This window comes from Kitasatospora sp. MMS16-BH015, assembly GCF_002943525.1.
In the GTDB taxonomy this organism is placed as follows: Bacteria; Actinomycetota; Actinomycetes; order Streptomycetales; family Streptomycetaceae; genus Kitasatospora.
In genome coordinates this window covers 5369431-5385624 of the sequence record NZ_CP025394.1, presented here as the reverse complement: position 1 = coordinate 5385624, position 16194 = coordinate 5369431, and the positions used below count along the sequence as shown (strand labels likewise).

Here is a 16194-nt window from a genome sequence, read left to right as displayed (position 1 = left end):
CATACCACTGCCCCGGCAGCTCCACGCGGGGAAGCGGGAGCTGCCGGGGCAGTGGTCAAGGAGTGCGGGAGGCTCAGGCCTCGGCGCCGGCCTCGGCAGCAGCCTGGGCGTCGGCGTCGGCCTGCGAGGCCTGGGCGCCGATGACCTGGAGGACGACGGCGTCGGCGTCGACGGCCAGGGTGACACCGGCCGGGAGGGTGATGTCCTTGGCGAGGACGGAGGCGCCGGCCTCCAGGCCCTCGATGGAGACGGTGACGGCCTCGGGGAGGTGGGTGGCCTCGGCCTCGATCGGGAGCGCGTTCAGGACGTGCTCGAGCAGGTTGCCACCGGCGGCCAGCTCGCCCTCGGTGTGGACCGGGATCTCGACGGTGACCTTCTCGCCACGCTTGACCAGGAGGAGGTCGACGTGCTCGATGGTGCGCTTGATGGCCTCGCGCTGGACGGCCTTCGGCAGGACGTACTCGTCCTTGCCCTCGATCGGGACGACCAGGAGGGCGTTCGGGGTCTTGAGCGCCATCATGAGGTCGTGGCCCGGGAGGTTCAGGTGCACCGGGGCGTGGCCGTGGCCGTAGACGACACCGGGGACGAAGCCGGCGCGACGGGCGCGACGGGCGGCACCCTTGCCGAACTCGGTGCGGGACTCGGCGGCGAGGCGGATCTCGGACATGCTGCACTCCTCGGGGAAAAACGGGTGCAGAAAGCGAAGAACCGCCCACACCCTCAAGAATCTCGGGGCAGCTCGGCGGTCAGCAATTCAGGCGCTTGCAGCGATCACACGTCTGGAGTCCAGCGCGTCGATCACGGAGGCAGAAGTCATCCCTCGCCGAGCAGTCTCACGAGTCTAACCGCACCTACCTGCCGACATGAAATCGGCCCCGTCGCGCTCAGCGCGACGGGGCCGGATCTCACGGTCGGTCAGACGGCTCAGTGCACGCCCTCGAAGAGGCTGGTGACCGAGCCCTCCTCGAAGACCTCGCGGATCGCGGCGGCGATCGAGGGGGCGATGGAGAGGGTGGTGACCTTGTCCAGCTGGAGCTCGGCCGGGGTGGGCAGCGTGTTGGTGAAGACGAACTCGCTGACCCGGGAGTTCTTCAGGCGGTCCGCGGCCGGGCCGGAGAGCACGCCGTGGGTGGCGGCCACGATGACGTCCGAGGCGCCGTTCTCGAAGAGGGCGTCGGCGGCGGCGCAGATGGTGCCGGCGGTGTCGATCATGTCGTCGACCAGGACGCAGACCCGGCCCTTGACGTCGCCGACCACCTCGGCGGAGAGGATGGTGTTGGCCTGCGTCATGTCGCGGCGCTTGTGGATGATCGCCAGCGGGGCGTCCAGGCGGTCGCACCACTGGTCGGCCACCTTGACCCGGCCGGCGTCCGGCGAGACGACGGTGAGCTTGGCGCGGTCGACCTTCTCCCCCACGTAGTCGCAGAGCAGCGGCAGCGCGAAGAGGTGGTCCACCGGGCCGGAGAAGAAGCCCTGGATCTGCGCGGTGTGCAGGTCCACGGCCATGATCCGGTCGGCCCCGGCCTGGGCCAGCAGGTCGGCGACCAGGCGGGCGGAGATCGGCTCGCGGCCGAGGTGCTTCTTGTCCTGGCGGGCGTAGCCGTAGAACGGGAGGATCGCGGTGATGCTCCGGGCGGAGGCCCGCTTCAGAGCGTCGATCATGATCAGCTGCTCCATGATCCACTGGTTGATGGGAGCCGTGTGGCTCTGCATCACGAAGCAGTCCGCGCCGCGCGCGGAATCCAGGAAGCGGACGTAGATCTCGCCGTTGGCGAAGTCGTGGGCCTTGGTCGGGACGAGTTCGGTGCCCAGCGCCGCGGCAACCTCCTTCGCCAGCTCGGGGTGGGCACGGCCGGAGAAGAGCTTGAGCTTCTTCTCACCCGACGTCGTGATCCCGCTCACAGAACCGTCTCCTCGCATTGCTGACGCGCATGAACCCGCCGCGCCGCACCCGGGGCGAACCGGGCCGGTGGTCGACAGGGGATTGGAGGTGCGACCAGACCTGGGCCGAGCCCGATGGCGCACGCATGTACTCCAGGTTACGCGCCCGGCCCGGAAGCGTCCGCGCTGGGGACGCTTCCGGGCCGTCCGACTAGGCCGTTCAGGCCCCCTGCGCCTCGCCCGCCCCGGCCGCCTCGGCGGCGCGGGCGGCATCCGTGCCGGGCCGCTTGCGGGCCACCCAGCCGGCCACGTTCCGCTGCTGCGCGCGGGCCACGCCGAGCGAGCCGGCCGGAACGTCGCTGATGATGACCGATCCGGCGGCCGTGTAGGCGCCGTCCCCGACCGTCACCGGGGCGATGAACATGTTGTCCGAGCCGGTGCGGCAGTGCGCCCCGATGGTGGTGCGGTGCTTGTGCTGGCCGTCGTAGTTGACTGTGACGGACGCCGCACCGATGTTGGTGCCCTCGCCGATGGTCGCGTCCCCGATGTAGGAGAGGTGCGGCACCTTGGCGCCCTCGCCGAGCTCCGAGTTCTTGATCTCCACGTAGGTGCCGACCTTCGCCTTGCGGGCCAGCTTGGCGCCCGGCCGCAGGTAGGCGTACGGGCCGACCGAGGCGGCCTCGCCGATCTCGGCGCGGTCGGCGGTGGTGTAGCTCACCTTGGCGTCGGCGCCGACCACGGTGTCGGTCAGCGTGCTGGACGGGCCGACCTCGCAGCCCTCGCCCAGGTGGGTGGTGCCGCGCAGCTGGGTGCCCGGGTGCACCACGGCGTCGGGCTCGTAGCTGACCTGCACGTCCAGCCAGGTGGTGGCCGGGTCGACGATGGTGACCCCCTCGCGCATCGCGCGCTCGACCAGACGGGTGTTCAGCATCCGGCGGGCCTCGGCCAGCTGGACCCGGTCGTTGATGCCCGCGATGTCGCGGTGGTCGGCGGCGGCCACCGCGCCGACCCGGTGGCCGGCCGTGCGGAGGATCCCCAGGGTGTCGGTGAGGTACTCCTCGCCCTGCGAGTTGTCGGTGGTGATCCGACCCAGCGCCTCGGCCAGCAGCTTGGCGTCGAAGGCGAACACGCCGGAGTTGATCTCGGCCACGGCGCGCTGCGCCTCGGTGGCGTCCTTCTCCTCGACGATCGCGGCCACCGCGCCCTGCTCGTCGCGCAGGATCCGGCCGTAGCCGAAGGGCTCGGGCACCACGGCGGTGAGCACGGTCACGCCGTTGCCCTGCTCGGCGTGGGCGGCGGTCAGCGCGGCCAGGGTGGCGCCGGTGAGCAGCGGGGCGTCGCCGGTGGTGATCACCACGGTGCCGTCCAGCTCCACGCCGTCGGCGGCGAGCTGGGCGAGCGCGGTGCGCACGGCGTGGCCGGTGCCGTTCTGCTCGGTCTGCTCCGCGGTGCGCACGCCCTGGTAGTGCGCCGCCAGGTGGGCCTCCACCTGCTCGCGCAGGTGCCCGACCACCACGACGAGGTGCTCGGGGGCCAGCTCCTGGGCGGCGGCCACCGCGTGGCCGACCAGCGAGCGGCCGCAGACCTCGTGCAGCACCTTGGGCAGGCGCTTGGACTTCATCCGCGTACCGCCACCAGCGGCGAGGACGATCACGGCGGCGGGGTTGTTGGCACTCACGCGGGAGGCTCCTCGGTGGGTCGCGTCAAGGGATCCGAGCCCGAGCGAGCCCCAGGCAGATACACAGCCTTGCGCACAGCCCGACGAGCTGAGCCCGAACAATACCGGCGTACCCGCACCGAGCCCGAAACAGCAGGTGGACCCGGGGGTCGAGATGAGCTCCGCCGCTAGGATTCGAACCCAGACAAAGGCCTCCAAAGGGCCCGGTGCTGCCATTACACCACGGCGGATCGAGCTTCAAGCCGACCGACCGACGCAGCGGCCAGGCGGCTCCCCGCACAGCCTACGGGTTGTGACGCCTCAGCTCCACCACCATTCCCGCCCTTCTCCGGCCCTTCCCGGCTCCGCCGGGCGACACGGCCCGCACCGACCGTCTTCCTTTGTACGGCGCCTTTACCTACGATGCCGTAAGTTACGGTCACGTAACTCTGCCGCGCAGGTCCGCCTCCGCCCTCACCGAGGAATGCCTCCATGACCATCCAGGCAAGCGAAGCGCCGCCCCAGGCTCCCGACCTCCAGCTCTCCAAGGTCTCCGCGACCCTCGGCGGCGAGAAGCAGGGGGCCGCCGAGCGGATCACCCTGGGGCTCTTCATCGCCGTCCCCTTCCTCGCCCTGCTGGCCGCCGTCCCGGTGGCCTGGGGCTGGGGGCTCGGCTGGGTCGACCTGTCGATCGCCCTGGTCATGTACTTCGTGACCTGCCACGGCATCACCATCGGCTACCACCGGTACTTCACCCACGGCTCCTTCAAGGCCAACCGCCCACTGGTGATCGCGATGGCGGTCGCGGGCAGCCTGGCCATCGAGGGCCCGCTGGTGCGCTGGGTGGCCGACCACCGCAAGCACCACCAGTTCAGTGACAAGGCCGGCGACCCGCACTCGCCCTGGCGCTACGGCGAGACCCTGCCCGCCCTGCTCAAGGGCCTCTGGTGGGCGCACATGGGCTGGCTCTTCGACGAGGAGCAGACCTCCCAGGCCAAGTACGCGCCGGACCTGGTCAAGGACCCGGTGATCCGCGGCATCTCCCGGCTGTTCTGGCTCTGGACCACCGTCTCGATGCTGCTGCCCCCGCTGGTCGGCGGCCTGGTCACGATGAGCTGGCACGGCGCGCTGACGGCCTTCTTCTGGGGCTCGCTGGTGCGGGTCGGGCTGCTGCACCACGTCACCTGGTCGATCAACTCGATCTGCCACGCCGTCGGCGAGCGCCCGTTCAAGTCCCGCGACCGCTCCGGCAACGTCTGGTGGCTGGCGGTGCTCTCCTGCGGCGAGTCCTGGCACAACCTGCACCACGCCGACCCGACCTCGGCCCGGCACGGCGTGCTGCGCGGCCAGATCGACTCCTCCGCCCGGCTGATCCGCTGGTTCGAGCAGGCCGGCTGGGCCCGGGACGCCCGGTGGCCGGACGCCGACCGGATCGCCGCCCGTCGCGCCGCGTGAGCCCACTACAGCATGATGTAGGGGTGAACGGGAGCAGCGGAGACAGCGCAGACGGCCACCGGACCACCCGGACGGGGGCCCCGGAAGCCCCCACACCCCGCTCGCGCTCCGCCGCCCCGGCCCGCCCGGCCAAGGGCGTCCGCGTCAGGATGACCGGCAAGCAGCGCCGCGAGCAGTTGCTCGACATCGGCCGCTCGGTCTTCGCCGAGCGGGGCTACGACGGCACCTCGGTGGAGGAGATCGCCGAGCGGGCGGGCGTCTCCAAGCCGGTGGTCTACGAGCACTTCGGCGGCAAGGAGGGGCTGTACGCGGTGGTGGTCGACCGCGAGATGCAGCTCCTCCTCGACATGGTGACCGGCGCCCTCACCGGCGGGCACTCGCGCGAGCTGCTGGAGCAGGCGGCCTTCGCGCTGATGGACTACATCGACACCTCCACGGACGGCTTCAAGATCCTGGTCCGGGATTCGCCGGTGGCGCAGTCCACCGGCACCTTCGCCTCGCTGATCAGCGACATCGCCACCCAGGTCGAGGACATCCTCGGCCTGGAGTTCAAGGCCCGCGGCTTCGACGCCCGGCTGGCCCCGATGTACTCGCAGATGCTGGTCGGCATGGTCGCGCTCACCGGCCAGTGGTGGCTGGAGGTCCGCAAGCCGCAGAAGGCCGAGGTGGCCGCGCACCTGGTCAACCTGGCCTGGCACGGCCTGGAGGGGATGGAGCGCCACCCCAAGCTGGTGGGCGAGCGTCAGCTGTGAAGCCGGGCCCCCGCGGGGCCCCGGGGCCCGGGGTCACTCACCCCGGGCCGGTACGGCGGTCACTTTCTTGACGTCAAGAGGCTTCATATCGACACATCCCCCGATACACTGATCCACATGGAGGACGAGGTCGACCGGCTGGTCGCTGCGTGGCGCCGCGAGCGCCCCGACCTCGACGTGCGCCCGCTCGAGGTGCTCAGCCGGGTCAGCCGGCTCGCCCGGCACCTCGACCGCGCCCGCCGCACCGCCTTCGCCGAGCACGGTCTGGAGCCCTGGGAGTTCGACGTGCTGACCGCCCTGCGGCGGGCCGGCTCCCCGTACCAGCTCTCCCCCGGCCAGCTGCTCACCCAGACCCTGGTCACCTCCGGCACCATGACCAACCGGATCGACCGCCTCACCGGCAAGGGCCTGGTCAAGCGCCTCCCCGACCCGGACGACCGCCGCGGCGTGCTGGTCCGCCTCACCGACGACGGCCGCGACCGGGCCGACCAGGCCCTGGCCGGTCTGCTCACCCACGAGCGCGCCCTGCTGGCCGAGCTCGGCGACGGCCAGCAGAACGACCTCGCGATGCTGCTGCGCCGCCTCGTCGCCCCCTTCGACAGCGCGGGCTGACGGGCCCGCTGTGCCCCGGGCGCACCTCCGCGCGCGGGACGGCTCAGATGCGGGCCCTGGAGTGCGCCCCCTAGCGTGGAAAAAGGCATTGTCGACCCGACGATGACGTCCTTCCCCCTTAGGAGGCGTGTCCGATGCCTGTCCCCACCCTGTCACCCCGCGAGGTGACCCTCCCCGCCCGTAGCGCGTCGCCGCCCGAGCTGCTCGCCGTCACCGGCCTGATCGCCGAGGAGGAGTCGGCCGTCAGCGACGCGCCGGCCCACTGCCCCGAGGCGCTCGGCGCGGTGCTGCTCCTGCTCTCGCCGCGCGAGCCCAGGCCCCCGAAGCGCCCCGAGCGCTGACCCCCCGTCACCGACTCCCCGTCATGCCCTCCACCGACACCTCGCCCGGTACCCCCCGGCGGCCCGACGATCCCCGCCGGGAGTACGCCGCGGCGACGGAGTGGCTGGCGGCCAAGGCCCTCGACGCCCTCCCCGGCGCCGGGGGCCGACCTGCCGCCCCGGGCTCCCCCGGGCTCCCCGCTCCCGGCCCCACCGACCCGAGCTCCGTCCCCGGCCACGGCGGCACCGACACCCCCCGCTCCCCCGGCCACGGCGGTAGCCCCGACGATCGCCTCCCCTTCGCCGGGGCCGGCCCCCACGGGCTCCGCCCCTTCGCGCCGCACTCCTTCCCCGGTCTCTCCCCCGAGCTCGGCGGCGGGCCGCCCGCGCCGCGGGCGCTGCTGGCCGCCGCCCACGTGCTCGGGCCCGATCTGCTCGCGCCCGCCGCGCACGGCGCCCCCGTCGATCCGGCCACCCTCGCGCTGGCCGCGGAGGCGCAGCGGGTGTTCGGGGCCGCCGACCCCGCTGCCGCGCCCGCCGCCGCGCTGGTCCGGGCCTGGCACGGCTGGGCCACCGCCGAGCTGCTCACCCGGGCCGGACACTCTGTCAGCACCGTCCCGCCGGCCGGGCCGCCCGACGAGGCCGGCTGGCAGCGCTGGGCCCAGCCGATGGCCCAGCTCGGCCCGCTCGCGCTGCCCACCCTGGACAGCCAGGTGCACCGGCTGGCCCGCCGCCGCGCCCTCGACCTGGCCCGGGCCACCACCCGCGCGGTGCTCCGCCGCGACCACCGCGCGGCCCTGCGGCTGACCCGCTGGCTCGCCTGGCTGGCCGCCACCGGCGGCCCCACCCCGCTGGACCTGCCCCCGCTGCTCGCCCACCTCGCCCGCACCGGCGACGGCAGCGCCCGCAGCGCCCTCGACCTCGCCCTCACCACCCACCTCGCCGCCGGCCCCGGCCGCTCCACCCCACCGGACGGCCCGCGATGACCGGGCTTCCCCCGGGCGCCCTGCCCGCCGCCGGCCCCGGCCGCTCCACCCCGCCGGACGGCTCCGTCACCCCTGGTGGCCTCCGATGACCGACGCCACCGTGCTGGGCACCGCCCACCAGCTGGCCGGCCGCGCGCTGGACTGGCTGCACCGGGCCCACGAGAGCGGCCTCGGCGGGCTCGGGCCGGACGCCGGCCCCGACCTCTCCGACCCGGACGACGCGTACAAGCCGCTCGGGGAGGGGGCGTTGGCCGCCGCTCTGGTGCTGCGCGAACCGGTGGCCGGGCCGGCCGACCGGGCCCGCGCCCGGGCGCTGCTGGACTTCGGCTGGGCCGAACTGAGCGGCGGCGACCTGCTCTACGAGCGGCAGTTCCGGCACCCGTTGCTGACCGACCCGCTGGAGACCTACGCGCACTTCCACCGGGCCGGCTACCACCACCCCGCGCTCGTCGGCCTGCTGGCCGAGCTCGCCCGGCTGCGGGCCGCCCAGGCCGTGGAGCACCTGCCCAACCGCCGCCTCGCCGTGGCCAACGCCCGCTCGGTGCTGGGCCTGCGGCCCGAGCCCGACTGGCCGGCCCTGGCCGCCGCCACCTGGCTCGGCGCCCGGCCCGAACCCTGGGCGCTCGACTGGCAGACCGCCTACGACCTCACCCACACCGTCTTCCACCTCACCGACTGGGGCGCGCAGCCCGACCGGCTCCCGGCGCCGCTGCGCGACTACCTGCGCTGCTGGCTGCCGGCCTGGGCCGAGGTCTGGCAGGAGACCGGCCAGTGGGACCTGCTCGGCGAACTGCTGGTGGTCGACGCCTGCCTGCCCGCCCCCGTCTGCGACGCCCGCCCCTGGCTCGCCCTGGCCGCCGCCCAGCACCCCGACGGCCTGCTCCCCCGCGACACCGAGCCCGTCCCCGCCGACGACCCGGACCGCGCCTTCAAGGACCACCAGCACACCGCCGTGGTCGGCCTGCTGGCCGGCACCCTGACGCTGGCCCAGGCCCTGCGCTGACCCTCCGTCACTCGTCCGGGTGGGCGCGCCGGTCGGCGATGGAAATCGGGCCGTTCGCTCGCCCACGATGTGCCCCATGGACCACACCGTCACCAGGCGCACCACCCTCACCGCCGCCCTCGCCACCGGCGCGGCCGCCGTCGGCCTGCCCGCCACCGCCACCGCCCGTACCGGCGCCCCGGCTCCCCGCCCGGCCGCCGACCCCGCACCGGCCTGGGAGCTGCCCACCGACCGGGCCGCCCAGGAAGGCGACCCGGAGGCCGACGAGGTGGTCAAGGAGCTGATCAGCGCCGGTCAGATGGCCCTGGCCAACCAGGTCTTCCACGACTGGACCCGCAACGACCAGCCGGTGCCCTCCGCCGCCCCCTCCGTGCTGGCCGACTACCTGCGGCGCAACGCCGTCCTCTCGGCGGAGGAACGGGCGGCCATCGACCGGGTGAAGAACGGAGACTCGGGCAAGCTCCTCCAGGGCAACATGGAGGCCGTCACCGTGGCCGAGGCCTTCGGCGGCCTGTTCGCCGCGCTGGCCGATCCGCTGCTGGCCAAGTCGGTGTGGTACGCCAAGTACGACCTGGTGATGGACATCGGCCGACGGTTCTCCCGCACCATGAACACCCTCTGGGACGGCCTCGACGGCGACAACTGGGCCCCGTCGGGCAATGCCCTGGTCACCATGGTCAAGTTGCGGCTGGTGCACGCGGCCGCCCGGCAGATGGGCCTGGCGCACGGCTGGAACCAAGCCCGGGACGGCATGCCGATCAGCCAGCGGCTGGAGACCGAGGAGCTCATGTACGTGGGCGCCTACAACGTCCAGCTGGCGGCCAAGTTCGACTTCCGCCCCGACCCCCGGCAGATCGACGAGCTGCTGGCCATGATCCGGGTCGGCGGCCGACTGCTCGGCCTCCAGGAGAAGTACAACCCGCGCACCCTCGACCAGTGCAACCAGGTGCTCGCCGACGCCGCCGCCAACCACCGGGCCCCCTCCGACGAGGGCACCAAGCTGGCCCACAGCATGCTGGACTGGATGGACCGGAAGATCGCCCCCGGCGCGGGCGCCGTCGGGGCCTCGCTGGTGCGGATGATGGACGCCCACGTCGCGGACGTCCTCGACATCAAGCCCAACCCGGCCCTGGACACCCCCGTCGCCACCCTGGCCCCCTACCTCTACCGGCCCGCGTACGAGGTCCAGCAGAAGTTCCCGCTGCTCGCGCCGATCCACGCACAGATGTTCAAGGCCGCCTCCAAGATGGTCGCCTGGTACGCCGTCGACTTCCGCGACTACGACCTCCAGATGCCCGTCCGCTGATGCCCACCCCCGTACACTCCGGCCTCGCCGCCCTCACCCGGGCGGCGGCGCCGGGGGCCGCCGTGGTGCTCGTGCTGATCGGGCCGACGGGCTCCCAGGTGCTCTGCCACGGCCCGCTGGACGGGCCGGGCAGCCCGGCCGTCGGCCCGGACACGCCGTTCGAGCTCGGGTCGGTGAGCAAGACCTTCACCGCCCTGCTGCTCGCCGAGGCCGCCCACCGGGGCGAGGTCTCGCTGGCCGACCGGGTCGAGGTCTCCGGACGGCCCGTCAGCCTGCTCCGGCTGGCCACCCACACCGCCGGCCTGCCCCGGCTGCCGCCCGGCCTGCTCCGCTCCGCCCTGCCGCGCTGGCGCAGCAACCCGTACGCCGCCTACACCCCCGCCGACCTGAGCCGGGCACTGGGCCGCACCCGCCTGCGCCGCCGACCCGGTCTGCGGTACTCCAACTACGGCGTGGGCCTGCTCGGCCGCGTCCTCGCCGAACGGGCCGGGCTCGACTACCCCGACCTGCTCGCCCAGCGGATCTGCGGCCCGCTGGGCCTCACCGCCACCGACTGCGGTCCGCCCGGCCCCGGCGCGGCCGTCGGCCACCGCCGGGGCCGTCCGCTGCCGCCCTGGGAGATCCCGGCCCTGCCGGGCGCCGGAGCGGTCCGCTCCAGCGGCGCCGACCTGCTGCGCTACCTCACCGCCCACCTCACCCCGGCGGGGCCGCTCGCCCCGGCCCTGCGCGAGGTGCTGCGCCCCCGGGTGGCCGACGGCCGCACCGGCCGCCGGTACGGGCTGGTCTGGCAGCTGCACGAGGACGACTGCCACCACTCCGGCGCCACCCGGGGCTGCACCGCCTTCCTCGCGCTGCGCCCGGCGGCCGGCACCGCCCTCGCCGCCCTCACCAACTCCGGCCCCACCGCCCGCTTCCTGGATGCCGCGTACGCCCTGCTGCCCTGACGCCGGCCTCACCCCTGCCCGTGCAGCTCCTGCGCCTGCGCGTACCCGAGCACCGGCCGCACCTCGCCCCCGTCCCGCACCGCGCGGGCCGTGTCCAGGGCGGCCGCCAGCGCCGTCCGGTAGAGCAGCGACCCGAGGCTGACCCGGCCCACCCCGAGGGCGGCCAGCTCCCGGTACGAGGGCCCGGCGGGCGACCAGAGCAGGTTGAGCGGCACGGTCAGCTCCCCGAGCAGCCCGGCGATCAGCGCGGGGTCGGTCAGCCCGGGCGTGAACACTCCGTCCGCCCCGGCCTCCTGATACTGCTTCAGCCGATCCTCGGCCTCCGGCAGCGGGTCCGGCCGCCCGGCCCACCAGGTGTCGGTGCGGGCGTTGACGAAGAGCTCCGGCGCCGCCGCCTTCACGGCGGCGATCTTCGCGGCGTGCAGCTCGGCCGGGGCGAGGGTGCCGTCCGCCCGCCCGTCCTCCAGGTTGATCCCGGCCACCCCAGCCGCGGCCAACTCCACGGCCAGCGCCGCCACTTCCGCCGGCTCCTCGCTGAACCCGCCCTCCACGTCCACCGACACCAGCCAACCGCTGCGCCCCAACCGCCGGGCCAGCCGCACCGTCTCCTGCCGGGTGGCCGAGGCCCCGTCCGGCAGCCCGGCCGCCGCCGCCACCCCGAGACTGGTGGTGCCGATCGCCTCGAACCCTTCCGCCGCCAACAGCGCGGCCGAGCCGTGGTCCCAGGCGTTCGCCAACAGCAGCGGACGGCCCGGTCGGCGGTGCAGGGCGGCGAAGGGGGTGTCCGGCATGGTGTCCTCCTGGTGCGCTTCGGTGGAGTGGGTCAGGCGGAATTCTCCGTGTCCTGCAGGGCCTGCCGGAGGCCGCCCACCCGACCGGTTGAGGGCTCAGTGCTGCGGGCTCACCCCGGCCCGGCGGGCCACCGCGACGGCGGCGAGGGTGGAGTGGACGCCGAGCTTGCCGAGCACGTTCTGCATGTGGGTGCGGACGGTGTGCGGGGAGAGGTACAGCCGCTCCGCCACGGCCTGGCGGCCCAGGCCGGCCACCATGCAGCGGAGCACCTCCTCCTCGCGCGGGGTGAGGGTCTCGACCAGGCGCTCGCTCTCGGTGCGGTCGCGGCGGGCCGCCGTCAACTCGCGGACCACGCCGGTGAGCAGGGCCGGCGGCAGGTGGGTCTCCTCGCAGAGCACGCCCCGGATCACCGCGAGCAACCGGTTGAGCGAACTGTCCTTGGCCACCCAGCCGCCGGCCCCGGCCTGGAGCGCCCGGACGGCCCGTCTGGGCTCGTCCTCGGCGGCCAGCACCACGGCCCGCAGCTCGGGGAAGGCGCGGCAGACCCGGGCGACCAGCGCGATGCCGTCGGCCGGGGCCGCCGCGCGCCCGCTCCCGCCACCGGGGGCCGGCCCCCGAGCGGCGAGGGGCGGGACGGCGGCGGGAGGAGCGGCCTGGGCCGCGGCAGCCGGAGTGGCACCGGCTGCGGCGGGCCCCCGCTGGACCGGCACGGTGGCCGGCCGGCGCGGCCCGGGCGGGCCGGCGACGGGGGTGAGATCGGCGTCGACCAGGATGACGTGGAAGGGGCGGTTCTCGACCTGGGCGCGCTCCAGGGCGCGTTCGGCGGCCGCGGCGCTGCCCGCCGCGCCGACCTCGACATCGGGCTCGGCGGCCAGGGCCGCGGCGAGCGCTTCGGCAAAGATGCGGTGGCCGTCCACCACCAGGACGCGAATCCGGGCCACAGTGCTTCCCCCCTGGTCAGGCGGTGCCTCACCGGCGACGCACTCAGGGTACGGTCTCGGCGCCTGCCCAGAGGCGGAGTTGGGGAAACCTCCCCACCGCGAGGGGCCCGGGTGGCAGCGGCGGCCGTGCGAGCCGTCGGTGCCGCCCGGAGCCGGGGAGGACCCTCAACCTCCCGGCTCCGGGCGGAGCCTGCTGCCCCCTTCGGGTGCTCAGGACACCCGGTGGGCCCCTGCGGCGGGGGTGGCCGCGAAGGTGCGCGGGCTGCCGTAGCCCGCCTCCGCGAAGGCGGTGGTCACGGCGGCGGCGATCTGGTCCAGCTCTTCGCTGGGGACCAGGGCCAGAACGGATCCGCCGAAACCACCACCGGTCATCCGGGCCCCGAGCGCGCCGGCCGCGACGGCGGCGGCGACCGCGAGGTCCGTCTCCGGGCAGGAGACCCGGTAGTCGTCGCGCAGCGAGGCGTGCCCGGCGGTCAGGATCGGGCCCAGCTCGGCCAGTTCACCCGCCGTCAGATGCGCCACGGCGCGCTCGACCCGCCGGTTCTCGGTCACCACGTGCTGGACCAGGGGCCGGAGCTCGGCGGGCAGCCGGTCCAGCGCCCCGGGCAGCTCCTCCGGGGTGAGGTCGCGCAGCGCCGCGAGGCCCAGCAGCCCGGCCGCCCGCTCGCAGCCGGCCCGCAGCTCGGCGTAGGCGCCGTCGCCGAGGTCGTGCTTGACCCGGGTGTCGATCACAAGCAGCCGCAGGCCCTGGCCGGCCAGGTCGAGCGGCACCTGACGGCCGGTCATGGTGCGGGTGTCCAGGAAGAGCGCCGCACCCTCGGTGCAGGCGGTGGAGGCCATCTGGTCCATCACCCCGCAGGGCACCCCGACGAAGGCGTTCTCGGCCCGCTGGGCCAGCAGCGCCAGCGCGGTGGCGTCCAGGTCGAGCCCGTGCAGGTCGCGGTAGGCGATGGCGACCACGCACTCCAGCGCGGCGGAGGAGGAGAGCCCGGCGCCGCCGGGCACGTCGCTGGTCAGGTAGACGTCGGCGCCGCCGACCTCGTGCCCGGCCTCGCGCAGCGCCCAGACCACCGCGGCGGGGTACTGGGCCCAGCCGGCGACGGAGCCGGGGGCCAGCTCCTCGACCCGCAGCTCGGTGACCACGCCGTCGCCCTGCTCGCTGTAGAGCCGCAGCACCCCGTCGGTGCGCGGGCGCACGGCGGCCCGGGCGGTGTACGGGATGGCCGCCGGCAGCACGTAGCCGTCGTTGTAGTCGGTGTGCTCACCGATCAGGTTGACGCGGCCGGGCGCCGCCCAGACCCCGGCCGGGGCGGCGCCGTAGGTGGCCTCGAAGGCGGCCAGGAGGTCAGACACGGTTCTCCAGGGTGAACTGCCAGGCGTCGGCGACGATGTCGTCGAGCTCGGGACGGCGGGGGGTCCAGCCGAGCGCCTCGTGGGCGCGCCGGGCGGAGGCGACCAGGGTGGCCGGGTCGCCGGGGCGGCGCTCGGTGGCGACCACGGTGAACTCGCGGCCGGTGACCCGGCGGACGGACTCGATCACCTCGCGGACCGAGAAGCCGCTGCCGTTGCCGAGGTTGCAGATCAGGTGCTCGCCGGTCTTGGCGGCGCCCAGCGCGAGCAGGTGCGCCTCGGCCAGGTCGGCCACGTGGATGTAGTCGCGGATGCAGGTGCCGTCCGGGGTCGGGTAGTCCTCGCCGTAGACGGAGATGTGCGGGCGCTGGCCGAGCGCGGCCTGGAAGACCAGCGGGATCAGGTGCGACTCGGGCTCGTGCAGCTCGCCGTAGACGGCGCCGGAGGCGCTGCGGTAGGCCCCGGCCACGTTGAAGTAGCGCAGGGAGACGGCGGCCAGGCCGTGCGCGACGGCCTCGCTGGTGATCAGGTGGTCCACGGCCAGCTTGGTGGCGCCGTAGCAGTTGGTCGGCGCGGTGCGCGCGGTCTCGGCGATCGGGGAGACCTCGGGCTCGCCGTAGACGGCGGCGGTGGAGGAGAAGACCAGCTTGCGCACGCCCGCCTTGCGCATCGCGGAGACCAGCTCGAGCGAGCCGGCCACGTTGTTGCGCCAGTACTTCTCCGGGTCGGCCACCGACTCGCCGACCTGCGAGGAGGCGGCGAAGTGCAGCACGCCCTCGTAGGAGCCGTCGAGCAGCTCGCCGGCGTCCTGGATCCGGCCCCGGACGAACTCGGCCCCGGCCGGCACGGCCCGCTGGAAGCCGGTGGAGAGGTCGTCGAGCACGGTCACCTGGTGCCCCGCCTCCAGCAGGTGGGCGGCGACCACGCTGCCGACGTAACCGGCACCACCGGTGACCAGGTACTTACTCATGATGCGACCTCCCGCAGGCGCTGCGCCGCCGCCTCGGGCGACACATCGTTGACGAACGCGTCCATGCCGGATTCGACCCCGGCCAGGAACTTGAGCTTGCCTACCGTACGACGGATGGTGAAGAGCTCCAGATGCAGCGCCAGCTCCTCCCCCCGGTGGATCGGCGCCTGGTGCCAGGCCGAGATGTACGGGGTGGGGGCGGCGGGCTGCCCGGGCTCGACGAACAGTCGGTCGAAGCGGCGCAGCAGCTCCAGGTACAGACCCGGGAACTCGGCCCGCTCGGCCTCGTTCAGGCCGGTCAGGTCGGCCACCCGGCGGTTCGGGTAGAGGTGCACCTCGTACGGCCAGCGGGCGGCGTACGGGACGAAGGCCGTCCAGTGCTCGCCGGTCAGGACCACCCGGTCGGGGGTGGCGAGCTCGGCGGCGAGCAGGTCCTCGAAGAGGTTGCCGCCGGTGCGCTCGCGGTGCAGGTCGGCCGCGGCGATCATCTTCACGGTGCGCGGGGTGACGAACGGGAACGCGTAGACCTGCCCGTGGGGGTGGGCCAGCGTCACCCCGATCTCGGCGCCCCGGTTCTCGAACAGGAAGACCTGCTGCACCCCGCCCAGTCGGGAGAGCTCGGCCGTCCGGTCCGTCCAGGCGGCCAGCACCAGGGCGGCCTTGGCCTCGCTGAGGTCGGCGAAGGAGACGGCGTGCTCGGCGGTGAAGCAGACCACCTCGCAACGGCCGGTGCCGGGCTCGTGGGCGTGCAGCCCGGCCGCGCCCTCCCCGCCGCCGGCCTCACCGATCGCCCCGCCGATCGCCTCGGCGACGGCGACAGCTGCGGCGTCGGTGTCGGTCTCGGTCTCGGCGGAGAGCGAGGGGAAGCGGTTCTCGAACACCACCACGTCGTAGTCGGCGGCGGGCACCTCGCTCATCCGGCCCTCGCGGGAGGGGCAGAGCGGGCACTCGTCGGCCGGCGGGTGGTAGGTGCGGGCCTGGCGGTGGGCGGCGATGGTCACCCAGTCGCCGGTGGCGGCGTCCCGGCGGATCTCGGAGTGCGAGGCGGCGGCCTCCAGCGGACGCTGATCGGCTGCGTCGCGGACCAGGGACTCGTCCGCGTCGTAGTAGATCAGCTCGCGGCCGTCCGCGAGCTTGGTCGTGGTCTTCTTCACGCCCTCCGCCTTCCGTGTCTCCCAGCGGGAACATAATCAAACAGAATCCACCACAGGTCAACACTTGGGGC

Annotated in this window: 16 protein-coding genes and 1 tRNA gene; 8 read left to right on the top strand and 9 right to left on the bottom strand. The window is 74.3% G+C overall.

All coding sequences use genetic code 11. From position 1 onward, the window contains the following. Positions 1–73 precede the first annotated feature (73 nt). The 4 genes from CFP65_RS23345 to CFP65_RS23330 form a co-directional block, all read right to left on the bottom strand. Positions 74–667, bottom strand: coding sequence for a 50S ribosomal protein L25/general stress protein Ctc (locus CFP65_RS23345; protein WP_104818025.1), 594 nt, complete (start codon positions 665–667; stop codon positions 74–76). A gap of 257 nt (positions 668–924) precedes the next feature. Next, positions 925–1902: a ribose-phosphate diphosphokinase gene (locus CFP65_RS23340; protein ID WP_104818024.1), complete on the bottom strand. Its 978-nt coding sequence runs from the start codon at positions 1900–1902 to the stop codon at positions 925–927. Positions 1903–2101: 199 nt separating this feature from the next. After that, positions 2102–3559: a bifunctional UDP-N-acetylglucosamine diphosphorylase/glucosamine-1-phosphate N-acetyltransferase GlmU gene (gene glmU, locus CFP65_RS23335; protein WP_104818023.1), complete on the bottom strand. Its 1458-nt coding sequence runs from the start codon at positions 3557–3559 to the stop codon at positions 2102–2104. A 159-nt stretch (positions 3560–3718) separates the two neighbouring features. Then, positions 3719–3789, bottom strand: a tRNA-Gln gene (locus CFP65_RS23330). Between the two features lie 241 nt (positions 3790–4030). Here CFP65_RS23330 and CFP65_RS23325 point away from each other — a divergent pair. The 8 genes from CFP65_RS23325 to CFP65_RS23290 all read left to right on the top strand — a co-directional run bounded on the left by CFP65_RS23325 (position 4031) and on the right by CFP65_RS23290 (position 10916). Beyond that, positions 4031–4993: an acyl-CoA desaturase gene (locus CFP65_RS23325; RefSeq protein WP_104818022.1), complete on the top strand. Its 963-nt coding sequence runs from the start codon at positions 4031–4033 to the stop codon at positions 4991–4993. Positions 4994–5142: 149 nt separating this feature from the next. Next, complete coding sequence (locus tag CFP65_RS23320; protein ID WP_104821060.1) at positions 5143–5745, top strand: TetR/AcrR family transcriptional regulator; 603 nt, start codon at positions 5143–5145, stop codon at positions 5743–5745. Between the two features lie 117 nt (positions 5746–5862). Then, positions 5863–6357 (top strand): MarR family winged helix-turn-helix transcriptional regulator, encoded by a 495-nt coding sequence (locus CFP65_RS23315; protein WP_104818021.1) that lies wholly within the window; start codon positions 5863–5865, stop codon positions 6355–6357. Between the two features lie 134 nt (positions 6358–6491). Then, a complete protein-coding gene (locus CFP65_RS23310; protein ID WP_254552530.1) occupies positions 6492–6698 on the top strand; it encodes a hypothetical protein in 207 nt (68 codons plus the stop codon). Between the two features lie 23 nt (positions 6699–6721). After that, a complete protein-coding gene (locus CFP65_RS39160) occupies positions 6722–7663 on the top strand; it encodes a hypothetical protein (protein WP_158702327.1) in 942 nt (313 codons plus the stop codon). A gap of 85 nt (positions 7664–7748) precedes the next feature. Then, complete coding sequence (locus CFP65_RS23300; protein WP_104818020.1) at positions 7749–8666, top strand: hypothetical protein; 918 nt, start codon at positions 7749–7751, stop codon at positions 8664–8666. Between the two features lie 76 nt (positions 8667–8742). Further along, positions 8743–9972 carry an oxygenase MpaB family protein gene (locus CFP65_RS23295; protein WP_104818019.1) on the top strand — a complete coding sequence of 410 codons (1230 nt, stop codon included), beginning with the start codon at positions 8743–8745 and terminating at the stop codon, positions 9970–9972. Next, positions 9972–10916, top strand: a complete 945-nt coding sequence (locus CFP65_RS23290) for a serine hydrolase (RefSeq protein WP_104818018.1) — start codon at positions 9972–9974, stop codon at positions 10914–10916. The genes CFP65_RS23295 and CFP65_RS23290 overlap by 1 nt, the downstream gene beginning before the upstream one ends. 8 nt (positions 10917–10924) lie before the next feature. Here the strand turns inward: CFP65_RS23290 and CFP65_RS23285 are convergent, their stop codons facing one another. The 5 genes from CFP65_RS23285 to galT form a co-directional block, all read right to left on the bottom strand. Continuing rightward, complete coding sequence (locus tag CFP65_RS23285) at positions 10925–11707, bottom strand: isocitrate lyase/phosphoenolpyruvate mutase family protein (protein WP_104818017.1); 783 nt, start codon at positions 11705–11707, stop codon at positions 10925–10927. 96 nt (positions 11708–11803) lie between these two features. After that, positions 11804–12649, bottom strand: a complete 846-nt coding sequence (locus CFP65_RS23280) for a response regulator transcription factor (RefSeq protein WP_104818016.1) — start codon at positions 12647–12649, stop codon at positions 11804–11806. 210 nt (positions 12650–12859) lie between these two features. Next, positions 12860–14002, bottom strand: coding sequence for a galactokinase (galK, locus tag CFP65_RS23275; RefSeq protein WP_104818015.1), 1143 nt, complete (start codon positions 14000–14002; stop codon positions 12860–12862). Continuing rightward, a complete protein-coding gene (gene galE / locus CFP65_RS23270) occupies positions 13995–14969 on the bottom strand; it encodes a UDP-glucose 4-epimerase GalE (RefSeq protein ID WP_104818014.1) in 975 nt (324 codons plus the stop codon). The genes galK and galE overlap by 8 nt, the downstream gene beginning before the upstream one ends. Further along, a complete protein-coding gene (gene galT / locus CFP65_RS23265; protein ID WP_104818013.1) occupies positions 14966–16123 on the bottom strand; it encodes a galactose-1-phosphate uridylyltransferase in 1158 nt (385 codons plus the stop codon). Before galT ends, galE begins: the two co-directional genes overlap by 4 nt. Between the last annotated feature and the right edge of the window lie 71 nt (positions 16124–16194).

Bases quoted from the DNA above. Each gene is read 5' to 3' on its own strand.
- CFP65_RS23345 (WP_104818025.1), bottom strand. From the start codon at position 667: ATGTCCGAGATCCGCCTCGCCGCCGAGTCCCGCACCGAGTTCGGCAAG.
- CFP65_RS23325 (WP_104818022.1), top strand. From the start codon at position 4,031: ATGACCATCCAGGCAAGCGAAGCGCCGCCCCAGGCTCCCGACCTCCAG.
- CFP65_RS23320 (WP_104821060.1), top strand. From the start codon at position 5,143: ATGACCGGCAAGCAGCGCCGCGAGCAGTTGCTCGACATCGGCCGCTCG.
- CFP65_RS23315 (WP_104818021.1), top strand. From the start codon at position 5,863: ATGGAGGACGAGGTCGACCGGCTGGTCGCTGCGTGGCGCCGCGAGCGC.
- CFP65_RS23310 (WP_254552530.1), top strand. From the start codon at position 6,492: ATGCCTGTCCCCACCCTGTCACCCCGCGAGGTGACCCTCCCCGCCCGT.
- CFP65_RS39160 (WP_158702327.1), top strand. From the start codon at position 6,722: ATGCCCTCCACCGACACCTCGCCCGGTACCCCCCGGCGGCCCGACGAT.
- CFP65_RS23300 (WP_104818020.1), top strand. From the start codon at position 7,749: ATGACCGACGCCACCGTGCTGGGCACCGCCCACCAGCTGGCCGGCCGC.
- CFP65_RS23295 (WP_104818019.1), top strand. From the start codon at position 8,743: ATGGACCACACCGTCACCAGGCGCACCACCCTCACCGCCGCCCTCGCC.
- CFP65_RS23290 (WP_104818018.1), top strand. From the start codon at position 9,972: ATGCCCACCCCCGTACACTCCGGCCTCGCCGCCCTCACCCGGGCGGCG.
- CFP65_RS23285 (WP_104818017.1), bottom strand. From the start codon at position 11,707: ATGCCGGACACCCCCTTCGCCGCCCTGCACCGCCGACCGGGCCGTCCG.
- galE (WP_104818014.1), bottom strand. From the start codon at position 14,969: ATGAGTAAGTACCTGGTCACCGGTGGTGCCGGTTACGTCGGCAGCGTG.